Raw genomic sequence first — 16123 nt, 5'->3', positions numbered from 1 at the left:
GGCAATGGTCCGGTCCGTGGGAGTGAGCCGTAGGGGCGCCCCGATGGGGAGCGACCTGAGAAAGCGAGGACGCACGATGACGACGGCGACGGAGGACTTCCGTAGGGCGCGGGACTTCCTGCTCGCGCATCGCGAGGACTACGCGACGGCGTACGAGGGGTTCGACTGGCCCCGCCCCGAGCGCTTCAACTGGGCGCTCGGCTGGTTCGACGTCGTCGCGGAGGGCAACGACCGGCCCGCCTTGCACATCGTCGAGGAGGACGGCACCGAGGTCCGGGTCACCTTCGCCGAGATGTCCGAGCGCTCGGACCGGGTGGCGAACTGGCTGCGCGACCGGGGCGTCGCCCCCGAGGACCGCATCCTCGTCATGCTCGGCAACCAGGTCGAGCTGTGGGAGACGGCCCTGGCCGCGATGAAGCTGCGGGCCGTGGTCATCCCCGCCACCCCCCTGCTCGGCCCGGCCGACCTGCGCGACCGCGTGGATCGGGGCCGGGTCAGGCACGTGATCGTACGGGCCGAGGACACCGCCAAGTTCGACGACGTGCCCGGCACCTACACCCGCATCTCCGTCGGCGGCCTGCCCGAGGAGGGCTGGGAGCCCTATGAGGACGCCTACGCAGCCCCCGCCGAGTTCCTGCCCGACGGGCCCACCCTCGCCGACGACCCGCTGATGCTGTACTTCACCTCGGGCACCACCGCCCGCCCCAAGCTGGTCGAGCACACCCACACCTCGTACCCGATCGGCCATCTGGCCACCATGTACTGGATCGGCCTCCGCCCCGGCGACGTGCACCTGAACATCTCCTCGCCCGGCTGGGCCAAGCACGCCTGGTCCAACCTGTTCGCGCCGTGGAACGCGGAGGCGACCGTCTTCATCCACAACTACACGCGCTTCGACCCGGCCCGGCTGATGGCCGAGATGGACCGCGCCGGCGTCACCACCTTCTGCGCCCCGCCGACCGTGTGGCGCATGCTCATCCAGGCCGACCTCAGCCAACTGCGGACCAGGCCCCGCGAGGTCGTGGCGGCCGGTGAGCCGCTGAACCCCGAGGTCATCGAGCAGGTCAGGCGGGCCTGGGGCGTCACCATCCGGGACGGCTTCGGACAGACCGAGACCGCCGTGCAGGTCGCCAACAGCCCCGGCCAGCGGCTCAAGACGGGCTCGATGGGCCGGCCCAGTCCCGGCTACCGGGTCGAGCTGCTGGACCCGGTCACGGGCGCGCCCGGCGCCGCCGAGGGCGAGATCGCGCTCGACCTGTCGGCCCGGCCGGTCGGCCTGATGACCGGGTACCACGGCGACCCGGAACGCACCGCCGAGGCGATGGCCGGCGGCTACTACCGGACGGGCGACGTCGCCTCCCGGGACGCGGACGGCTACCTGACCTACGTCGGCCGCAGCGACGACGTCTTCAAGGCCTCCGACTACAAGATCAGCCCCTTCGAGCTGGAGAGCGCGCTGCTGGAGCACGAGGCGGTGGCCGAGGCGGCCGTCGTCCCCGCCCCGGACGAGCTGCGCCTCGCCGTGCCCAAGGCGTACGTAGTGCTCGCCGAGGGCTGGCAGCCGGGCCCCGACACCGCGAAGGTGCTCTTCGAGCACTCCCGTGAGGTCCTCGCCCCCTACAAGCGCATCCGCCGCCTGGAGTTCGCGCCGCTGCCCAAGACCGTCTCAGGCAAGATCCGCCGGATCGAACTGCGCGAGGCGACGGCCGCCGGGTCGGACGCCGAGTACCGCGAGAAGGACTTCCGGTGACCTCGGAACTGTCGTACACGCACGGGACGAGCGGCACGGTCCTGCTCGGCGACACCATCGGCGCCAACCTGGACCGGGCCGTGCGCCGCTGGCCGGAGCGAGAGGCCCTGGTCGACGTGCCGTCCGGGCGGCGCTGGACCTATGCCGAATTCGCCGCCGACGTCGACGAGTTGGCGCGTGCCCTGGTGGCGAGCGGGGTCGCCAAGGGCGACCGGGTGGGCATCTGGGCGGTCAACTGCGCCGAGTGGGTGCTGGTGCAGTACGCCACCGCCCGGATCGGCGCGATCATGGTGAACATCAACCCGGCCTACCGCACGCACGAGGTGGAGTACGTCCTCAACCAGGCAGGAATCTCCCTGCTGTTCGCATCGCTGAGCCACAAGACGAGCGACTACCGGGCGATGGTCGAGCAGGTGCGCGGCAGCTGCCCGCAGCTGCGGGAGGCGGTCTACATCGGCGACAGCGGCTGGGACGCGCTGCTCGCCCGGGCGCAGCCGCAGGCCTCCTACCCGGCGCTGTCCTGCGACGACCCCATCAACATCCAGTACACCTCGGGCACCACCGGCTTCCCGAAGGGGGCCACGCTCTCCCACCACAACATCCTCAACAACGGTTACTTCGTGGGCGAGTTGATCGACTACACCGAGCAGGACCGGATCTGCATCCCGGTGCCCTTTTACCACTGTTTCGGCATGGTGATGGGCAACCTGGCGGCCACCTCGCACGGCGCCTGCATGGTCATCCCCGCCCCGTCCTTCGACCCCGCGGCCACCCTGGAGGCGGTCCAGCGGGAGCGCTGCACCTCCCTCTACGGCGTCCCGACGATGTTCATCGCGGAGCTGAACCTCCCCGACTTCGCGAGCTACGACCTCACCTCCCTGCGCACCGGCATCATGGCGGGTTCGCCCTGCCCGGTGGAGGTGATGAAGCGGGTGGTCGCCGAGATGCACATGGAACAGGTCTCGATCTGCTACGGCATGACGGAGACGTCCCCGGTCTCGTTGCAGACGAGGATGGAGGACGACCTGGAGCACCGCACGGGAACCGTCGGCCGCGTCCTGCCGCACATCGAGGTGAAGATCGTCGACCCGGCCACCGGTGTGACCCAACCCCGTGGCAGCGCGGGCGAGTTGTGCACCCGCGGCTACAGCGTGATGCTCGGCTACTGGGAGGAGCCGGAGAAGACCGCCGAGGCCGTCGACCCCGGCCGCTGGATGCACACCGGGGACCTGGCCGCGATGCGGGACGACGGTTACGTGGAGATCGTCGGCCGCATCAAGGACATGATCATCCGGGGCGGCGAGAACATCTACCCGCGTGAGATCGAGGAGTTCCTCTACGGCCACCCGAAGATCCAGGACGTCCAGGTCGTGGGCGTCCCCCACGAGGAGTACGGCGAGGAGGTCCTGGCCTGTGTCATCCCGCGCGACCCGGCCGACCCGCCGACGCTCGCCGAGGTGCGCGCCTTCTGCGAGGGCCGGCTGGCCCACTACAAGGTGCCCAGCCGCCTCCAGCTCCTGGAGTCCTTCCCGATGACGGTGTCGGGGAAGGTGCGGAAGGTGGAGCTGCGGGAGAAGTACGGCGTCTGAGGAAGCCGTCCGAGGGACGCCACCGGGACCCCTGTCCCGGTGGCGTCCCTTTTGCCTGCCCGGGCCCACCCTCCCTTGACTGCCCTCCCCACCCCACCTACATTGCTTCCAGATAGTAGAAAGTAATTTCCGCATTACGGAAAAGAAGTCCAGGAAGCCGATCACGGAAGTGCTCACCGCGGGGCGCGACGGGAGTACGCATCCGACAGCCGAGGCAGGAGTACTCGATGGCACGTATGACCGCCGCCCGCGCGGCAGTTGAGATCCTCAAGCGCGAGGGCGTCAGGGACGCGTTCGGTGTGCCGGGCGCGGCGATCAACCCCTTCTACGCGGCACTCAAGGCCTCCGGCGGCCTCACCCACACCCTCGCCCGCCATGTCGAGGGCGCCTCGCACATGGCCGAGGGATACACCCGTACCCACCCGGGCAACATCGGCGTCTGCGTGGGCACCTCCGGCCCCGCCGGCACCGACATGATCACCGGGCTCTACTCCGCCATCGGCGACTCCGTCCCGATCCTGTGCGTCACGGGCCAGGCGCCGACCGCCGTGATCCACAAGGAGGACTTCCAGGCCGTCGACATCGCCTCGATCGCCAGGCCCGTCACCAAGATGGCGGTCACCGTCCTGGAGGCCGCGCAGGTCCCGGGCGTGTTCCAGCAGGCCTTCCACCTCATGCGCTCCGGCCGCCCCGGCCCGGTCCTGATCGACCTGCCCATCGACGTCCAGCTCACCGAGATCGAGTTCGACCCGGAGACGTACGAACCGCTCCCGGCCTTCAAGCCCGCCGCGACCCGCGCCCAGATCGAGAAGGCGATCGGCCTCCTGAACGCCTCCGAGCGCCCGCTGATCGTCGCGGGCGGCGGCGTCATCACCGCGGACGCCTGCGAACTCCTCGTGGAGTTCGCCGAGTTGATCGGCACACCGGTCGTCCCGACCCTGATGGGCTGGGGCGTCCTGCCCGACGACCACGAACTGAACGCGGGCATGGTGGGTCTGCAGACCTCGCACCGCTACGGCAACGCGACCTTCCTGGAGTCCGACTTCGTCCTCGGTATCGGCAACCGCTGGGCCAACCGCCACACCGGCAGACTCGACGTCTACACGGCCGGCCGGACCTTCGTCCACGTCGACATCGAGCCCACCCAGATCGGCCGGATCTTCGCACCCGACTACGGCATCGCCTCGGACGCCCGGGCCGCCCTCGAGCTGTTCGTCGAGGTGGCCAGGGAGTTGAAGGGGGCGGGCATGCTGCCGGACCGCAGCGCCTGGGCGGCCGCGGCCCAGGAGAGGAAGGCCACGCTCCAGCGCCGTACCCACTTCGACGACGTCCCGATCAAACCGCAGCGCGTCTACGAGGAGATGAACAAGGCCTTCGGGCCCGAGACCCGGTACGTCTCCACCATCGGCCTCTCCCAGATCGCCGGCGCCCAGATGCTGCACGTCTTCAGGCCCCGGCACTGGATCAACTGCGGCCAGGCGGGCCCCCTCGGCTGGACGATCCCGGCCGCCCTGGGCGTCGCCAAGGCCGACCCCGGGGCTCAGGTCGTCGCGCTGTCCGGCGACTACGACTTCCAGTTCATGATCGAGGAACTGGCGGTCGGCGCGCAGCACCGGATCCCGTACGTGCACGTCCTGGTGAACAACTCCTACCTGGGCCTGATCCGTCAGGCGCAGCGGGCGTTCGACCTCGACTTCCAGGTCAAGCTGGAGTTCGAGAACATCAACTCGCCCGAGCTGGGCGTCTACGGCGTCGACCACGTCAAGGTCGCCGAGGGTCTGGGCTGCCGGGCGATCCGGGTGACCGACCCGGCGGAACTGGGCGCCGCCTTCGAGCAGGCGAAGAAACTCGCGGCCGAGTACCGGGTCCCGGTGGTGGTCGAGGCGATCCTGGAACGGGTCACCGACATCTCGATGTCCACCACCAACGACATCGGCAACGTCGTCGAGTTCGAGAAGCCCGCGACGGAACCGGGGCACGCGCCGACGTCGATCAGGACGCTGAAGGTCTGACGGACACCTCGACACACCAGGAGGGCGGCTCGACCGGTTGGTCGGGCCGCCCTCCTTCATGGCGTGGACGTCCTACGCCCGCGCGCGGTCACGTCACCTCGTGGTGCTCGGACAGTCCCGGCCAGTCCTCCGGGCCACCGCCCTGCCACTCGATGAAGTCGCTGGCCTCGACGTCCGTGACGTACAGGTCGGCCAGCCGCAGGATCTCGGCCACGTCGTCCATGTGGGTGGCGATCCCCAGGGTCTGCTCGCCCTCCGTGACCCGCCGCGAACCGTCGAGCGCCGGCGGGTGCACCACGACACGTGGATGCTGCGTTGGATGTGCCATGCCTTCAGACTCCTGCGGAAGCGGCCGCTCCGCACCCCGGAGCGCCGTACCGCGCGGACAGCGGGAGAGGCGCCGGATGCGGAACGCTCCCGCATCCGGCGCCTCTTCCGCCGGAAGGTCTCCGGTTGTGGTGGCCGTCCGACGGCGCGAGGCTGGGCGCGACGGATCGTCCGCGCCGCCGGACGGGGCTGGTGCGGCCGGGACCGCGGCGGGTGCGACGGGAGCCGGGGCCGTCCCTTCCCTCAGGTCGAAGAAGGGGGCCCGGTGCCCTCACCACCGCACTGGCTCGCACGCCGCCGCGGTCCTTGCCTCGCCCACGCCGCCGGCCGGCCACCCCTCATCCGGGCCGTCCGAAGGTCGCGGGCCGTTCGTGCCGGTCCTCACTCGAGGGCGAGGACCGCTTCCGGTCGATCAACAGGGGTTTCCGGTCCGCGGCGGCGCCTGGGCGCGACAGGACATGTCAGCGCCGCCGCGGACCGGAGGCCGGGGGTCAGACCTGGGCGCCGGACAGCCGTTCCACGGCCCGCAGCAGCGCCGAGTGGTCCAGGCCGCCGTCGCCCTGCGCGCGCAGGCCGGCGACCAGTTGGGCGACCAGGGCACCGACCGGCAGCGCGGCGCCGACGTTGCGCGCCGCATCCGTCACGATGCCCATGTCCTTGTGGTGCAGGTCGATGCGGAAGCCCGGCCTGAAGTCGCGGGCCAGGAAGTTGTCCTTCTTGCGGGTCAGCACGGTCGAGCCCGCCAGGCCGCCGTTCAGGACGTCCAGCGCTGCCTTCAGGTCCACGCCGGACTTCTCCAGGAAGACCACGGCCTCGGCGCACGCCTGGATGTTCACGGCGACGATCAGCTGGTTGGCGGCCTTCACGGTCTGGCCCGACCCGTGCGGCCCGCACAGCACGACGGTCTTCCCCAGCGCCTCGAAGATCGGCTTCGCCTCGTCGAAGTCGGCCTGTTCGCCGCCGACCATGATGGACAGCACGGCCTCCACGGCACCGGCCTCACCACCGGACACCGGGGCGTCCAGCACCCGGATGCCGTTGCCCGCGGCCGCCTTCGCGAGGTCGACGGAGGTCTGCGGGGTGATGGACGACATGTCGATCAGGAGCGTGCCGGAGCGGGCGTTCTCCAGGATGCCGTCGGGCCCGTAGGAGACAGCCTCGACCTGCGGTGACGCGGGCACCATCGTGATGACCACGTCGGCGTCCCGCACCGCCTCGGCGATCGAACCGGCCGCGGTGCCGCCGGCCGTCGTCAGCCGGTACAGCTTGTCCTGTTCCAGGGTGAAGCCGGTGACGTCGTAACCCGCCTTGATCAGGTTCTCGGACATGGGGGAGCCCATGATGCCGAGCCCGATCCAGGCGACCTTGGGGAGTGCGTTGCTCATGACAGAGGGTGCCTTTCGGTACGAGGGTCAGCGGCGCAGCCAGTCGAAGGCCTCGGCGCTCGGGCGGTCGCCCGGCTTGTACTCGAGGCCGACCCAGCCGTCGTAGCCCGCCTTCTTCAGCTGGTCGAGGAGGTCCTCGAGCGGGAGCGAGCCCGTGCCCGGGGCGCCGCGCCCGGGGTTGTCGGCGATCTGCACATGGGCCGTCCGCCCGGCGAACCGGTCGATCACCGACAGCAGGTCCTCGCCGTTCATGGACAGGTGGTAGAGGTCCATCAGGAAACGCGCGTTGTCCAGCCCCGAGGCCCGGTTGACCTTGTCCACGATCCCGACCGCGGCGGGTGCGCTCACCAGCGGGTACAGCGGAGACTCGGGCTTGTTGAGGGCCTCGACGAGAAGGACCGCGCCGATCCGGTCGGCGGCCCGGGCCGCGAGGACCAGGTTCTCCAGCGCCAGCGCGTCCTGCTCCGCCGGGTCGACGCCCGGCACGCGGTTGCCGTACAGCGCGTTGAGCGCCCCGGCGCCGAGCGAGTGGGCGAAGTCCGCGGCGACGTCGATGTTCGCGCGGAACCTCGCCGACTCCTCGCCCGGGACGGACAGGGCGCCGCGGTCGGGGCCGGGCAGCCGGCCGGCGTAGAAGTTGAGGCCCGTGAGCTGGACGCCCGCGTCCTCGATCGCCCTCCGCAGGGCGTCGAGCTCGGACCGCTCGGGGGTGGGGGAGTCGACCCAGGGCCACCACAGCTCGACCGCGGTGAAGCCGGCCGCGGCGGCAGCCGCGGGGCGCTCCAGGAGCGGGAGTTCCGTGAAGAGGATCGACAGGTTGACGTTGAAGCGCTGGTCCGCGAATCCCATGGGGGTCGGCGCTCCCTTCCGTGCCGGCGGCGATGATCTGCATTCCGTATCGTGGAATCTGAATTCTGCTTAACGGAAGAGTGCCTGTGGCTGGGGAGACCTGTCAAGGGCGCCCGCGCGAAAAGGGCGAGCGCGCCGGGGCGGAAGGAGCCGCCTACCCTGGAGGCGTGGCCCGGTCCAACGACGAGGTCGCGGCCCTGCTCCAGGAGTACGCGGACCTGATCTCGATCACCGGCGGAGACGCGTTCAGGGCACGCGTCTACGAGAAGGCCGCGCGTGCGGTCGGCGGCCACCATGCCGACGTGTCCACCCTCGACCTCAAGGGCCTCCAGGAGATCCCGAACGTCGGGAAGTCGATCGCCCAGAAGGTCCTGGAGTACTTCGGCAGCGGCAGCGTCTCGGCGGTGGAGGAGCTACGGGCGAAGATCCCCGCCGGGGTGCGCCGGCTGACGGCCATCCCCACCCTCGGCCCCAAGAAGGCCCTCACGGTCTACGAGGAACTGGGCATCTCCTCGGTCGAGGAACTCGCCGAGGCCATCCACCAGGAGCGGCTGCGCGACCTCAAGGGCTTCGGCCCCAAGACCGAGGAGAACATCCTCCACGGCATCGAGCTACTGCAGTCCTCCGGCGGACGCGTCCAGCTCGACGTCGCCATGGAACTGGCGGAGGACATCGTCGGCGCCCTATCCCGGCTGCCGGGCTGCGAGCGGTGCGCGTACGCCGGGTCACTGCGCCGGGTGCGCGAGACCATAGGCGACATCGACGTCCTCGCCGCCTCGACGAAGCCGGCACCGGTCATGCGCGCCTTCACGCGGCTGCCGTACGTCACCGAGGTGATCGGCACGGGAGAGAAGAAGACGTCCGTGCGCACCACCAAGGGCCTGAACGTCGACCTGCGCGTCGTCCCGCCCGACTCCTGGGGCGCCGCACTCCAGTACTTCACCGGCTCCAAGGCGCACAACATCCGCACCCGCGAGCGCGCCGTCCACCACAAGCTGAAGCTCTCCGAGTACGGCCTCTTCGACGTCGAGACCGGCGAGAAGATCGTCTCCAGGACCGAGGAGGAGGTGTACGCCCGCCTCGGCCTGCCCTGGATCCCGCCCACCCTGCGCGAGGACCGCGGCGAGATCGAGGCCGGGCTGCGCGACGAACTGCCCGCTCTGGTCACCGAGTCCGACCTCCACGGCGACCTGCACACCCACACCGACCTCACCGACGGACTCGCCCCGCTGGAGGAGATGGTGGAGGCGGCCGCCGAGCGCGGCTACGCCTACTACGCGATCACCGACCACGCGCCCGACATGGCCATGCAGCGCATGACCGACGAGCGGATGCTGGCCCAGCGGGCCCGCGTGCGCGAACTGGACGGCACGTACCCGACGCGGGGCCGGCGCGGCGGGCTGCGGCTGCTGCACGGCACCGAGCTGAACATCGGCCCGGACGGCGAGGTGGACTGGCCGGACGACTTCCTCGCCGGGTTCGACCTGTGCGTGGCGTCCGTCCACTCGCACTTCAACCAGGACCGCGACGCCCTGACCCGCCGTCTCGTCCGCGCCTGCGAGAACCCGTACGTCAACATCATCGGGCACCCCACCACCCGCATCCTCGGCAAGCGCCCCGGCATCGACGCCGACCTCGACGCGGTCTTCGCCGCCTGCGCCCGCACCGGCACCGCCCTGGAGATCAACGCCCACCCGGACCGCCTCGACCTGCGCGACGAGGACATCCTGCGGGCCCGCCGCCACGGCGTCCGCTTCGCCGTGAACAGCGACGCCCACGCCGTCCCCCACCTCGCCAACATGCGCTACGGCATCGGCACCGCCCAACGCGGCTGGCTCACCCCCGACGACGTGATCAACACCTGGCCGGAGCGCCGCCTGCGGGGCTTCCTGCGCAAGGGCCGACGGTGATGGTGCCGGTGCCGGCACCGACCTCGTGAGGGCTGCCCCAACACCCGTACCGGGCGTTAGGTTGAGCGCGTGCGATGGAGAGTGGAGTGCTGCTTACCACGCCCCCGGCGCGCACCGGAGCACTACTGGCCGGTGACGCGGTGGAAGGTCCACTGCTGGTTGGTGCTGCCCCTGTCGGAGTACTGGATCAGCGCGGCACCGTCGGCCGTACTGCCCGAGTTGACGTCGAGCACCTTGCCACTGTTGCGGTTGACGACGGCGAACACGCCACCGGTCTGGGGGCGTAGCTGCCACTGCTGGCTCGTCCGGCCGTCGGCGGTCATCTGCACGACCCGTGCGCCGTCCGCCGTGGAGGACCCTGCCACGTCGAGGACCTTGCCGCTCTGGACGCACATGATGGTGTGGTGGCCGTCCCCGGTGGACTGGAAGGCCCACTGCTGGTTCGCTGCGCCGTTGTCCGGCCACTGGATCACGGCGGCGCCGTCCGCGTTCGACGCGCTGGAGACGTCGGCGACCTTGCCGCTGCGCACGCTGGCGCACGTGTAGGTCCGGGTGGGAGCGATGGTGTACTGCACCGAGTCCACATCGATGTAGCCGGTGTCGTTCGGGTTGTAGGTGTAGAGGCCGATCCGGTCGCCGCGGTAGCCGCCCCAGGTGAGCTGGTAGGTGCCGCCGAACGCGGTGAAGGTGTTTCCGTCGAGGCTGTAGGAGAACTGGCTGATTCCGTTGACGTCCCAGGTGGTGCGCAGCCACACGGCGTTCTGGGTGATCGACGGACCGCTGGTCAGGGTGCCGTTGACGTTTTGCGTGATCATGGTGGTGGTGCCGGAGCGCCGCACGCCCAGTCCGGCGTAGGTGGCCGCGTAGTGGCACAGACCGGCGTGCTGGCCGTCGGCGAGGCTGGCCGGTTCGAGGCGGACGGTCACCGTCGCGCCGCCCGCTGTGCGCAGCACCCGTTGGGTGATGGTGTTGCCGACCTTGGTCAGATTGTCGGCTGCCAGCGGTGCGAACGCCTTCAGCCGGAGGCAGCCGGGACGTTGGGTGAGCGACCAGTGGTCCGCGCGGGGCTGGTAGTACCACTCCCACTGGGGCTTGAGGCTGGTGTCGGTGAACAGGTCGCTGGTCACCACGGGAGGCAGTACGTCGAGGGGCAGGCCGGGTGTGCCGCCGGCCGGTACCTGGCCGGTCCACACCATGTTGCCGATGCCGTCCGTGCCCCCCGTGCCGATGATCGGCCAGCCGTCGACCCAGGTCACCGGCAGCAGGGACAGCACGCGCCCCTCCCAGTCGCCGTGGCCGTGGTGGGTAACGAAGTACCAGGCGCCGTCCGGCGTCTGCACCAGCCCGCCCTGGTTGGGCTCGCGGTCCACCGCGGCGTTGACGTGCAGCAGCTGCTTGGTCTCGTACGGTCCGTAGAGGCTGGAGCCGCGGTTCATCATCAGCACTCGCCCCTCGGACTTCACCTCGCTGTACAGGTGGTAGTAGAGGCCGTTGATCTTGTACAGTTTGTTGGCCTCGCTGCCCGGCGACTGGTGGATGACCGTGGGCGTGCCGACCAGCGACTTGCCGTCCGCGGACAGCTTGAACAGGTTGGTCTTGTAGCTGTCCGAGTAGTGCGTGGTGACCAGGTAGCCCTGGCCGTCGTCGTCCCAGAAGGGGCACGGGTCGTCCCAGCCGGAGGTCCGCCACACCGAGGTCAGCGGATCCCAGGGCCCGGCCGGCGACGCGGCCGACGTCATGAAGAGTGTTGAAGTACACCCAGTACCGCCCCGCGTGGTAGCGGATGGCGCCGGCCCACACACCGCGGCCGTAGCGGTTCATCCGGTCCCAGTTCAGCTCCGGGCCGATCTGGATGACATCGGTGACCGCGCCGCCGAGTGTCCGCCAGTTGACCAGGTCCGTCGAGTGCAGGACGGCCACGCCGGGCGAGTACCCGAACGTGCTGGTGATGCCGTAGTAGTCCGAGCCGACCCGGATGCAGTCCCAGTCACTGAAGTCGCCCGGGAGGACGGGGTTGACGTAGGTGCCGTCGCCTTGGTCCCCCCACTTCCCGGCCGACAGTGCGGCTGCCTGCGCCATGCTCGCGGGCAGTGGGCCCGGCAACAGGAGCGCCCCGGCACCGACCGCGGCGAGCCGGCCGAGCTGTCGTCTGGTGATGTCCACGATTTCCGTCCTTGTCCAGGAGTCATCACGGGTAGGGGAGGGGTTGTGCGCGAGTACGCGGTTGGCGGAGGTCGGCAGGGGATGGTGTCGGCGCGCGTTTCGCCGATACCTTCCCCATGTCCCTCGTCTCCTTCGGTCCGCCCCGGCAGCAGCAGGCTGAGGGGCTGAGCGGGGTGTGCCGATCCCGGCGGCCGGCAGGTCAGTCCACGTTCACCGCCTGCCACAGCTGGCTGTCGGCGTTCGTGTCCGTCGTCTGCACGAGCTGGGCGCCTGCTGATGTCGAGGAGCCAGACACCGCGAGCAGCATGCCGCTGTTCACGTTCTTGATCTTGTAGTAGCCGTTTCCGGCAGCGGTCAGTTTCCAGTGCTGGCTGTCAGCGTTGTCGTCGGCCTGCTGGATGACGGTCGCGCCGTCCGCTGTGGATGCGCTGGTGACGTCCATCAGTTGGCCGCTGTTCTGGTTGACGATCTCGTAGCTGCCGTCACCCACCGCGACGAAACGCCAGTCCTGGTTCTGCGCTCCGGTGTCGTTCCACTGGATGACGTTCGCCCCGGCGGTCGACGATGCGCCCGAGACGTCGGCCGCCTTGCCGCTGCCCTTGTTGAGGACCTTGTAGAACGCGTTCTTGGCGGGAAAGGGAATGGAGGCGAACGCGTCCAGCGCACAGACGGTGTTGGACGAGGCCGCGTCCTTCGTTCCGTCGCAGACGACCTTGATGGTGTGCGGGCCCGCGGGGAGATCCGTCTTCTCGAACAGCGGCACCTGTTTCGTCACCGTCGGGGCGTAGGCGTCGATGCCCGACTGCGCCAGGGTGCCGTCGATGTAGACGTCGATCTTCCCCATGTTCGGCTGCTTCATGCTGAGGTACCGGACGCCCGAGCCGGTGAACGAGTACTGGACGTAGTCGCCGGTCTTGTTGGTGTATCTCTCGGATCCGTTGAAGTCCTTGGAGTCGTTCCAGTTCGACCAGGTGGAGGAGTAGGTCAGACCCGAGTCCTTGTCGTCGACGTAGGCCCATCGCTGCCGTACGAGGGACTTTGACGCTGCGGACGCGTTCCCCTGGGCGTCCACGACGTAGAGGCGGTAGTCGTCGACCGTCGGCGGGATACTGATGGTCGTCGCCGTGCCGGACGCCTTGGTCATGGTGGGGCCGGCGGCGAACGTCGTCGTACCCGAGGGAGCCAGCCAGAGCGTCTTCGTCGCGTCGCCGAGGCTGCGGACGGGGATGGACGACACGCCCTTGCCGGTGAACGTGCTCGCGGGCAGGGCGTAGTCCTGATCACCCAGGCTGCTCTGGGGGACGAGGTCCTTGTAGGCGTCCTCCAGACCGGAGTTCACGGCGATGCTGTACGCCTGCGACGGCCACACGTCGTCCGCGTACGCGTGTACGTCCTGGATGGTGCTGTTCGGGACGCTCTTGCTGAAGATCTTGTTGATCGTGCCGTAGGTGTTGGTGATGCTGAGGTCGTGCTGGCGGCCCCATGTACCGGAGTTGATGGTGTAGGCGACGCCCGGGTCGATGTCGAGCACGTTGTCGTGGAAGTTGAGGTAGGCGGACCCCTCATCTGGGTGCAGTCCGTACTTGTGGCCGGCCGGCACGCCCTGGATGTAGTTGTTGCTGATCACGGTGCCCGGCTGGCTCCCCAGGTCGTAGATGGGAGCAGAGTCGCCCAGCACCTGCATCGTGTCGACGATCTGGTTGTAGCTGATGGTGTTGTTCTTGGCAGTGGTGGTGGGGTTCCCGGGGTTGATGGAGTTCGCCGAACCGTCGAAGTTCCACCATCCCCAGCCGAGGGTGATGCCCGCCCACGGGGACTTCTCGATCCGGTTGTGCTGCACGGACAGCGTGTCGGTGAAGTACGCCGACACCGGGCTGGACCCCTGGAACAACACCGCACTGTCGTAGAGGTAGTTGTCCGTGATCGAGATGTTCTTGCAGAGACCCTCGACGTTCACCGGATACTTCTCGTGGTTGGTCGAGGTGTAGTCCCCGATGTACACGTGCTGCGGGTGCCCCACGGTGATGGCAGACCCGGCTATGTCGTTCGTGACGTTGCCGGTCAACTGCGAGTCCGTCACGTCGTTGGCCATGGTGATTCCGTCGGCGCCGGTGTGCTGCACTGTGGTGCGCGACAGGACGATGCCGTCGGCGTTCTCGATCTGTACGGCAGCCGGCGGCAGGTCGACGTTGCGGTAGGTGTACGCGTGGAAGTTCTGCCTCGCGTACACGGTCGAGCTGGCGTTGCCCTGTTGCCCCTGCCGGAAGACGGAGCCCGCGACGTTGACCAGGTTCCAGTCAGAGTGCTCGACCGTGAGCCCGGAGAACGTGATGTTCCGCGCGTGGTCGGTGGTGGACGTACCGGCGATCTTGATGAGGGTGGACACGTTGTTCGGAGCGAAGACCTGCGCCGACGTCATGTCCTCGGAGCCGGACTTGTAGTAGTAGAGGGTGTGGCTCGTCTTGTCGAAGTAGAACTCGCCGGGCTGGTCCAGGAATTCGTACGCGTTCATGAAGGTGTGGCTGCCACTGCCGGCCTTGAAGTTGCCGTTCGGCGGTCCCTGGGCGATGGCCGCGCCCGGCTCCTGGAACAGGGCCACCCGGTTGGCGCCGTCCGAGCTCATGGTGATCTGGCGGACGCCCACGATGGCCGTGGTCCAGGTGGTCGCCGACTGGATCTCCACGTCGTCCTGGTTGGAGGCGACGGCGGGAAGGTCGGAGAGGCTGTACTTGGCCCCGTCGCACTGCGAACCCGACTCCCACGCCCAGGAAGCCTGGCCGGCCGTAACGGCGTAGGACCCGTAGCATCCCGCCGAGTTGATCGTCTTGGAGGCCATCTTGGCGCGCTTGCCGTTGACGTAGAGCGAGCGGAGCTTGATGTTGCGGTTCAGCGTGGCCTTCCAGATGTTCCCGCTGTGCTGAGTCCAGCCGGTCACCTGAACGCCTCCGTCCAGCACCGGCTTCTCGTGCTGGTAGGCGGCGTACACGACACGGTGGCGGTTCGTTCCGGAGTCGGCCGACGTGAAGTCGATGGTGCTGCTCACCGGGTAGTTGCCGCCACGGAGATAGACGGTGATGTCTCCGCTCATGTTGCTGTTGACCGTGCGCACGACGTCCCGTGCGTGCTGCAGGGTCTTGAACGGCGCCGTGATCGTCCCGGCGTTGGCGTCGTCGCCGTCGGGGGCGACGTAGTAGGTCGCCTGGGTCACGGCCGAGGCCGGGGTCGGCGTCGTGAGGGAAGTCAGCAGGGCAGCCGAGCAGGCCATGGCAAGCACTGCTGACAGCTTGCGGAGGGTGGAGGTGGCGGGCTTCATCGTCTGCCCCTCCTTCTGCTACGGACGGTCGGCAAAGCGTTCATGTGGCGGCTCCGGGGTGTTGTCGGTATGGCTGACGCGGATCTCCCCCCGGCCGGCGAGCGTCCCGAGGGCTCAGGAGCGTCGGTGAGCGGCACAATCTCGCGTATGGGGGGGCGACTTCAGCAGGCGGACATCGACGGTGCTTGGGGTGGGTGGTCGCGGCACAGTCGGTGAGCAGTTCGTCCGCAGGTGGCGGCCCAGCGGTTCCAGCCGCCCGCGAGGACGGCGCCGGACCAGCCCGCGTTCAACGAAGGGGCGTTGCAGCTCCTCCGGGTCCGTCTCGCCCTGGACGGGGCGGCGCTCTCACGAGCCGAGGTAGCGGACGTTGGTCGAGCTCCCCCAGGTGGTGGATGTCGATGAGTGGGGTGGTGGGGGCCACTGCTGGTCCGCAGGCTCGTTGCCGGTCATGAGGGATTCCCTTGGTTTGCAGGGGCCAGAGCAGGTCGGGGAGCTTGGATGAACCGACGCCGGCCGTCCCGGTCGGCGTCGCTTAGATGAGACCGCTACATCGATACCAATGCGGGAGAAAATTAGCCGCCTCATCAAGGGACCCGTCAAGAGTGTGTAGGGCACTTCTTTGATGAACTTGAGGCGATGGGCGCAACTTATGCACTGATTTAGCCGGCAAGGTTGGGGTATATGCTTGAAAGTCCAAGGCTTGCCTGTGGGATCTCGATAAAATGAATACGACTTATCAATCCGCGATTCTGTCGACTCAAGGCGATCGGCAGCGTTTGGGGCTGTAGCCACCCGGGAAGTGGCAAGTGGGCGACACTCCGGCGA

At 68.8% G+C, this 16123-nt stretch carries 9 protein-coding genes and 1 pseudogene; 4 read left to right on the top strand and 6 right to left on the bottom strand.

Annotated elements, in window-relative coordinates; all coding sequences use genetic code 11:
* Positions 1–76 precede the first annotated feature (76 nt).
* From ACIRVK_RS26225 to gcl, 3 genes are all read left to right on the top strand, one after another.
* Positions 77–1750 carry an AMP-binding protein gene (locus tag ACIRVK_RS26225; RefSeq protein ID WP_404251062.1) on the top strand — a complete coding sequence of 558 codons (1674 nt, stop codon included), beginning with the start codon at positions 77–79 and terminating at the stop codon, positions 1748–1750.
* Positions 1747–3339, top strand: coding sequence for an AMP-binding protein (locus ACIRVK_RS26220; RefSeq protein WP_404251060.1), 1593 nt, complete (start codon positions 1747–1749; stop codon positions 3337–3339). The genes ACIRVK_RS26225 and ACIRVK_RS26220 overlap by 4 nt, the downstream gene beginning before the upstream one ends.
* A gap of 227 nt (positions 3340–3566) precedes the next feature.
* Positions 3567–5351 carry a glyoxylate carboligase gene (gcl, locus tag ACIRVK_RS26215; protein ID WP_404251058.1) on the top strand — a complete coding sequence of 595 codons (1785 nt, stop codon included), beginning with the start codon at positions 3567–3569 and terminating at the stop codon, positions 5349–5351.
* Between the two features lie 88 nt (positions 5352–5439).
* Here the strand turns inward: gcl and ACIRVK_RS26210 are convergent, their stop codons facing one another.
* The 3 genes from ACIRVK_RS26210 to ACIRVK_RS26200 all read right to left on the bottom strand — a co-directional run bounded on the left by ACIRVK_RS26210 (position 5440) and on the right by ACIRVK_RS26200 (position 7912).
* The gene (locus tag ACIRVK_RS26210; protein WP_404251056.1) at positions 5440–5679 is read right to left on the bottom strand and encodes a hypothetical protein; all 240 of its coding nucleotides are present in this window, start codon (positions 5677–5679) and stop codon (positions 5440–5442) included.
* A 490-nt stretch (positions 5680–6169) separates the two neighbouring features.
* Positions 6170–7063 carry a 2-hydroxy-3-oxopropionate reductase gene (locus ACIRVK_RS26205; protein ID WP_404251054.1) on the bottom strand — a complete coding sequence of 298 codons (894 nt, stop codon included), beginning with the start codon at positions 7061–7063 and terminating at the stop codon, positions 6170–6172.
* Positions 7064–7090: 27 nt separating this feature from the next.
* Positions 7091–7912: a TIM barrel protein gene (locus tag ACIRVK_RS26200; protein ID WP_404251052.1), complete on the bottom strand. Its 822-nt coding sequence runs from the start codon at positions 7910–7912 to the stop codon at positions 7091–7093.
* 167 nt (positions 7913–8079) lie between these two features.
* On the opposite strand from ACIRVK_RS26200, the gene polX reads away from it, so the two are divergent.
* The gene (gene polX / locus ACIRVK_RS26195) at positions 8080–9822 is read left to right on the top strand and encodes a DNA polymerase/3'-5' exonuclease PolX (protein ID WP_404251050.1); all 1743 of its coding nucleotides are present in this window, start codon (positions 8080–8082) and stop codon (positions 9820–9822) included.
* 122 nt (positions 9823–9944) lie between these two features.
* On the opposite strand, the gene ACIRVK_RS26190 is transcribed toward polX, so the two are convergent.
* From ACIRVK_RS26190 to ACIRVK_RS26180, 3 genes and pseudogenes are all read right to left on the bottom strand, one after another.
* The gene (locus ACIRVK_RS26190; protein WP_404251146.1) at positions 9945–11018 is read right to left on the bottom strand and encodes an RICIN domain-containing protein; all 1074 of its coding nucleotides are present in this window, start codon (positions 11016–11018) and stop codon (positions 9945–9947) included.
* A gap of 96 nt (positions 11019–11114) precedes the next feature.
* Positions 11115–11901: pseudogene (locus tag ACIRVK_RS26185) on the bottom strand (glycoside hydrolase 43 family protein); the annotation flags it as partial.
* Positions 11902–12184: 283 nt separating this feature from the next.
* Positions 12185–15298, bottom strand: coding sequence for an RICIN domain-containing protein (locus ACIRVK_RS26180; protein WP_404251048.1), 3114 nt, complete (start codon positions 15296–15298; stop codon positions 12185–12187).
* Positions 15299–16123 lie beyond the last annotated feature (825 nt).

Source organism: Streptomyces sp. NPDC101152 (genome assembly GCF_044768275.1).
In the GTDB taxonomy this organism is placed as follows: Bacteria; Actinomycetota; Actinomycetes; order Streptomycetales; family Streptomycetaceae; genus Streptomyces.
The sequence above is the reverse complement of the archived record's forward strand: the minus strand, read 5'-3'. Positions and strand labels throughout refer to the sequence as shown.

What these genes read in the sequence shown, in the direction of transcription:
- gcl (WP_404251058.1), top strand. Translation starts at nt 3,567, where the DNA reads ATGGCACGTATGACCGCCGCCCGCGCGGCAGTTGAGATCCTCAAGCGC.
- ACIRVK_RS26190 (WP_404251146.1), bottom strand. Translation starts at nt 11,018, where the DNA reads ATGGTGTGGACCGGCCAGGTACCGGCCGGCGGCACACCCGGCCTGCCC.
- ACIRVK_RS26180 (WP_404251048.1), bottom strand. Translation starts at nt 15,298, where the DNA reads ATGAAGCCCGCCACCTCCACCCTCCGCAAGCTGTCAGCAGTGCTTGCC.
- ACIRVK_RS26200 (WP_404251052.1), bottom strand. Translation starts at nt 7,912, where the DNA reads ATGGGATTCGCGGACCAGCGCTTCAACGTCAACCTGTCGATCCTCTTC.
- ACIRVK_RS26210 (WP_404251056.1), bottom strand. Translation starts at nt 5,679, where the DNA reads ATGGCACATCCAACGCAGCATCCACGTGTCGTGGTGCACCCGCCGGCG.
- ACIRVK_RS26205 (WP_404251054.1), bottom strand. Translation starts at nt 7,063, where the DNA reads ATGAGCAACGCACTCCCCAAGGTCGCCTGGATCGGGCTCGGCATCATG.
- ACIRVK_RS26225 (WP_404251062.1), top strand. Translation starts at nt 77, where the DNA reads ATGACGACGGCGACGGAGGACTTCCGTAGGGCGCGGGACTTCCTGCTC.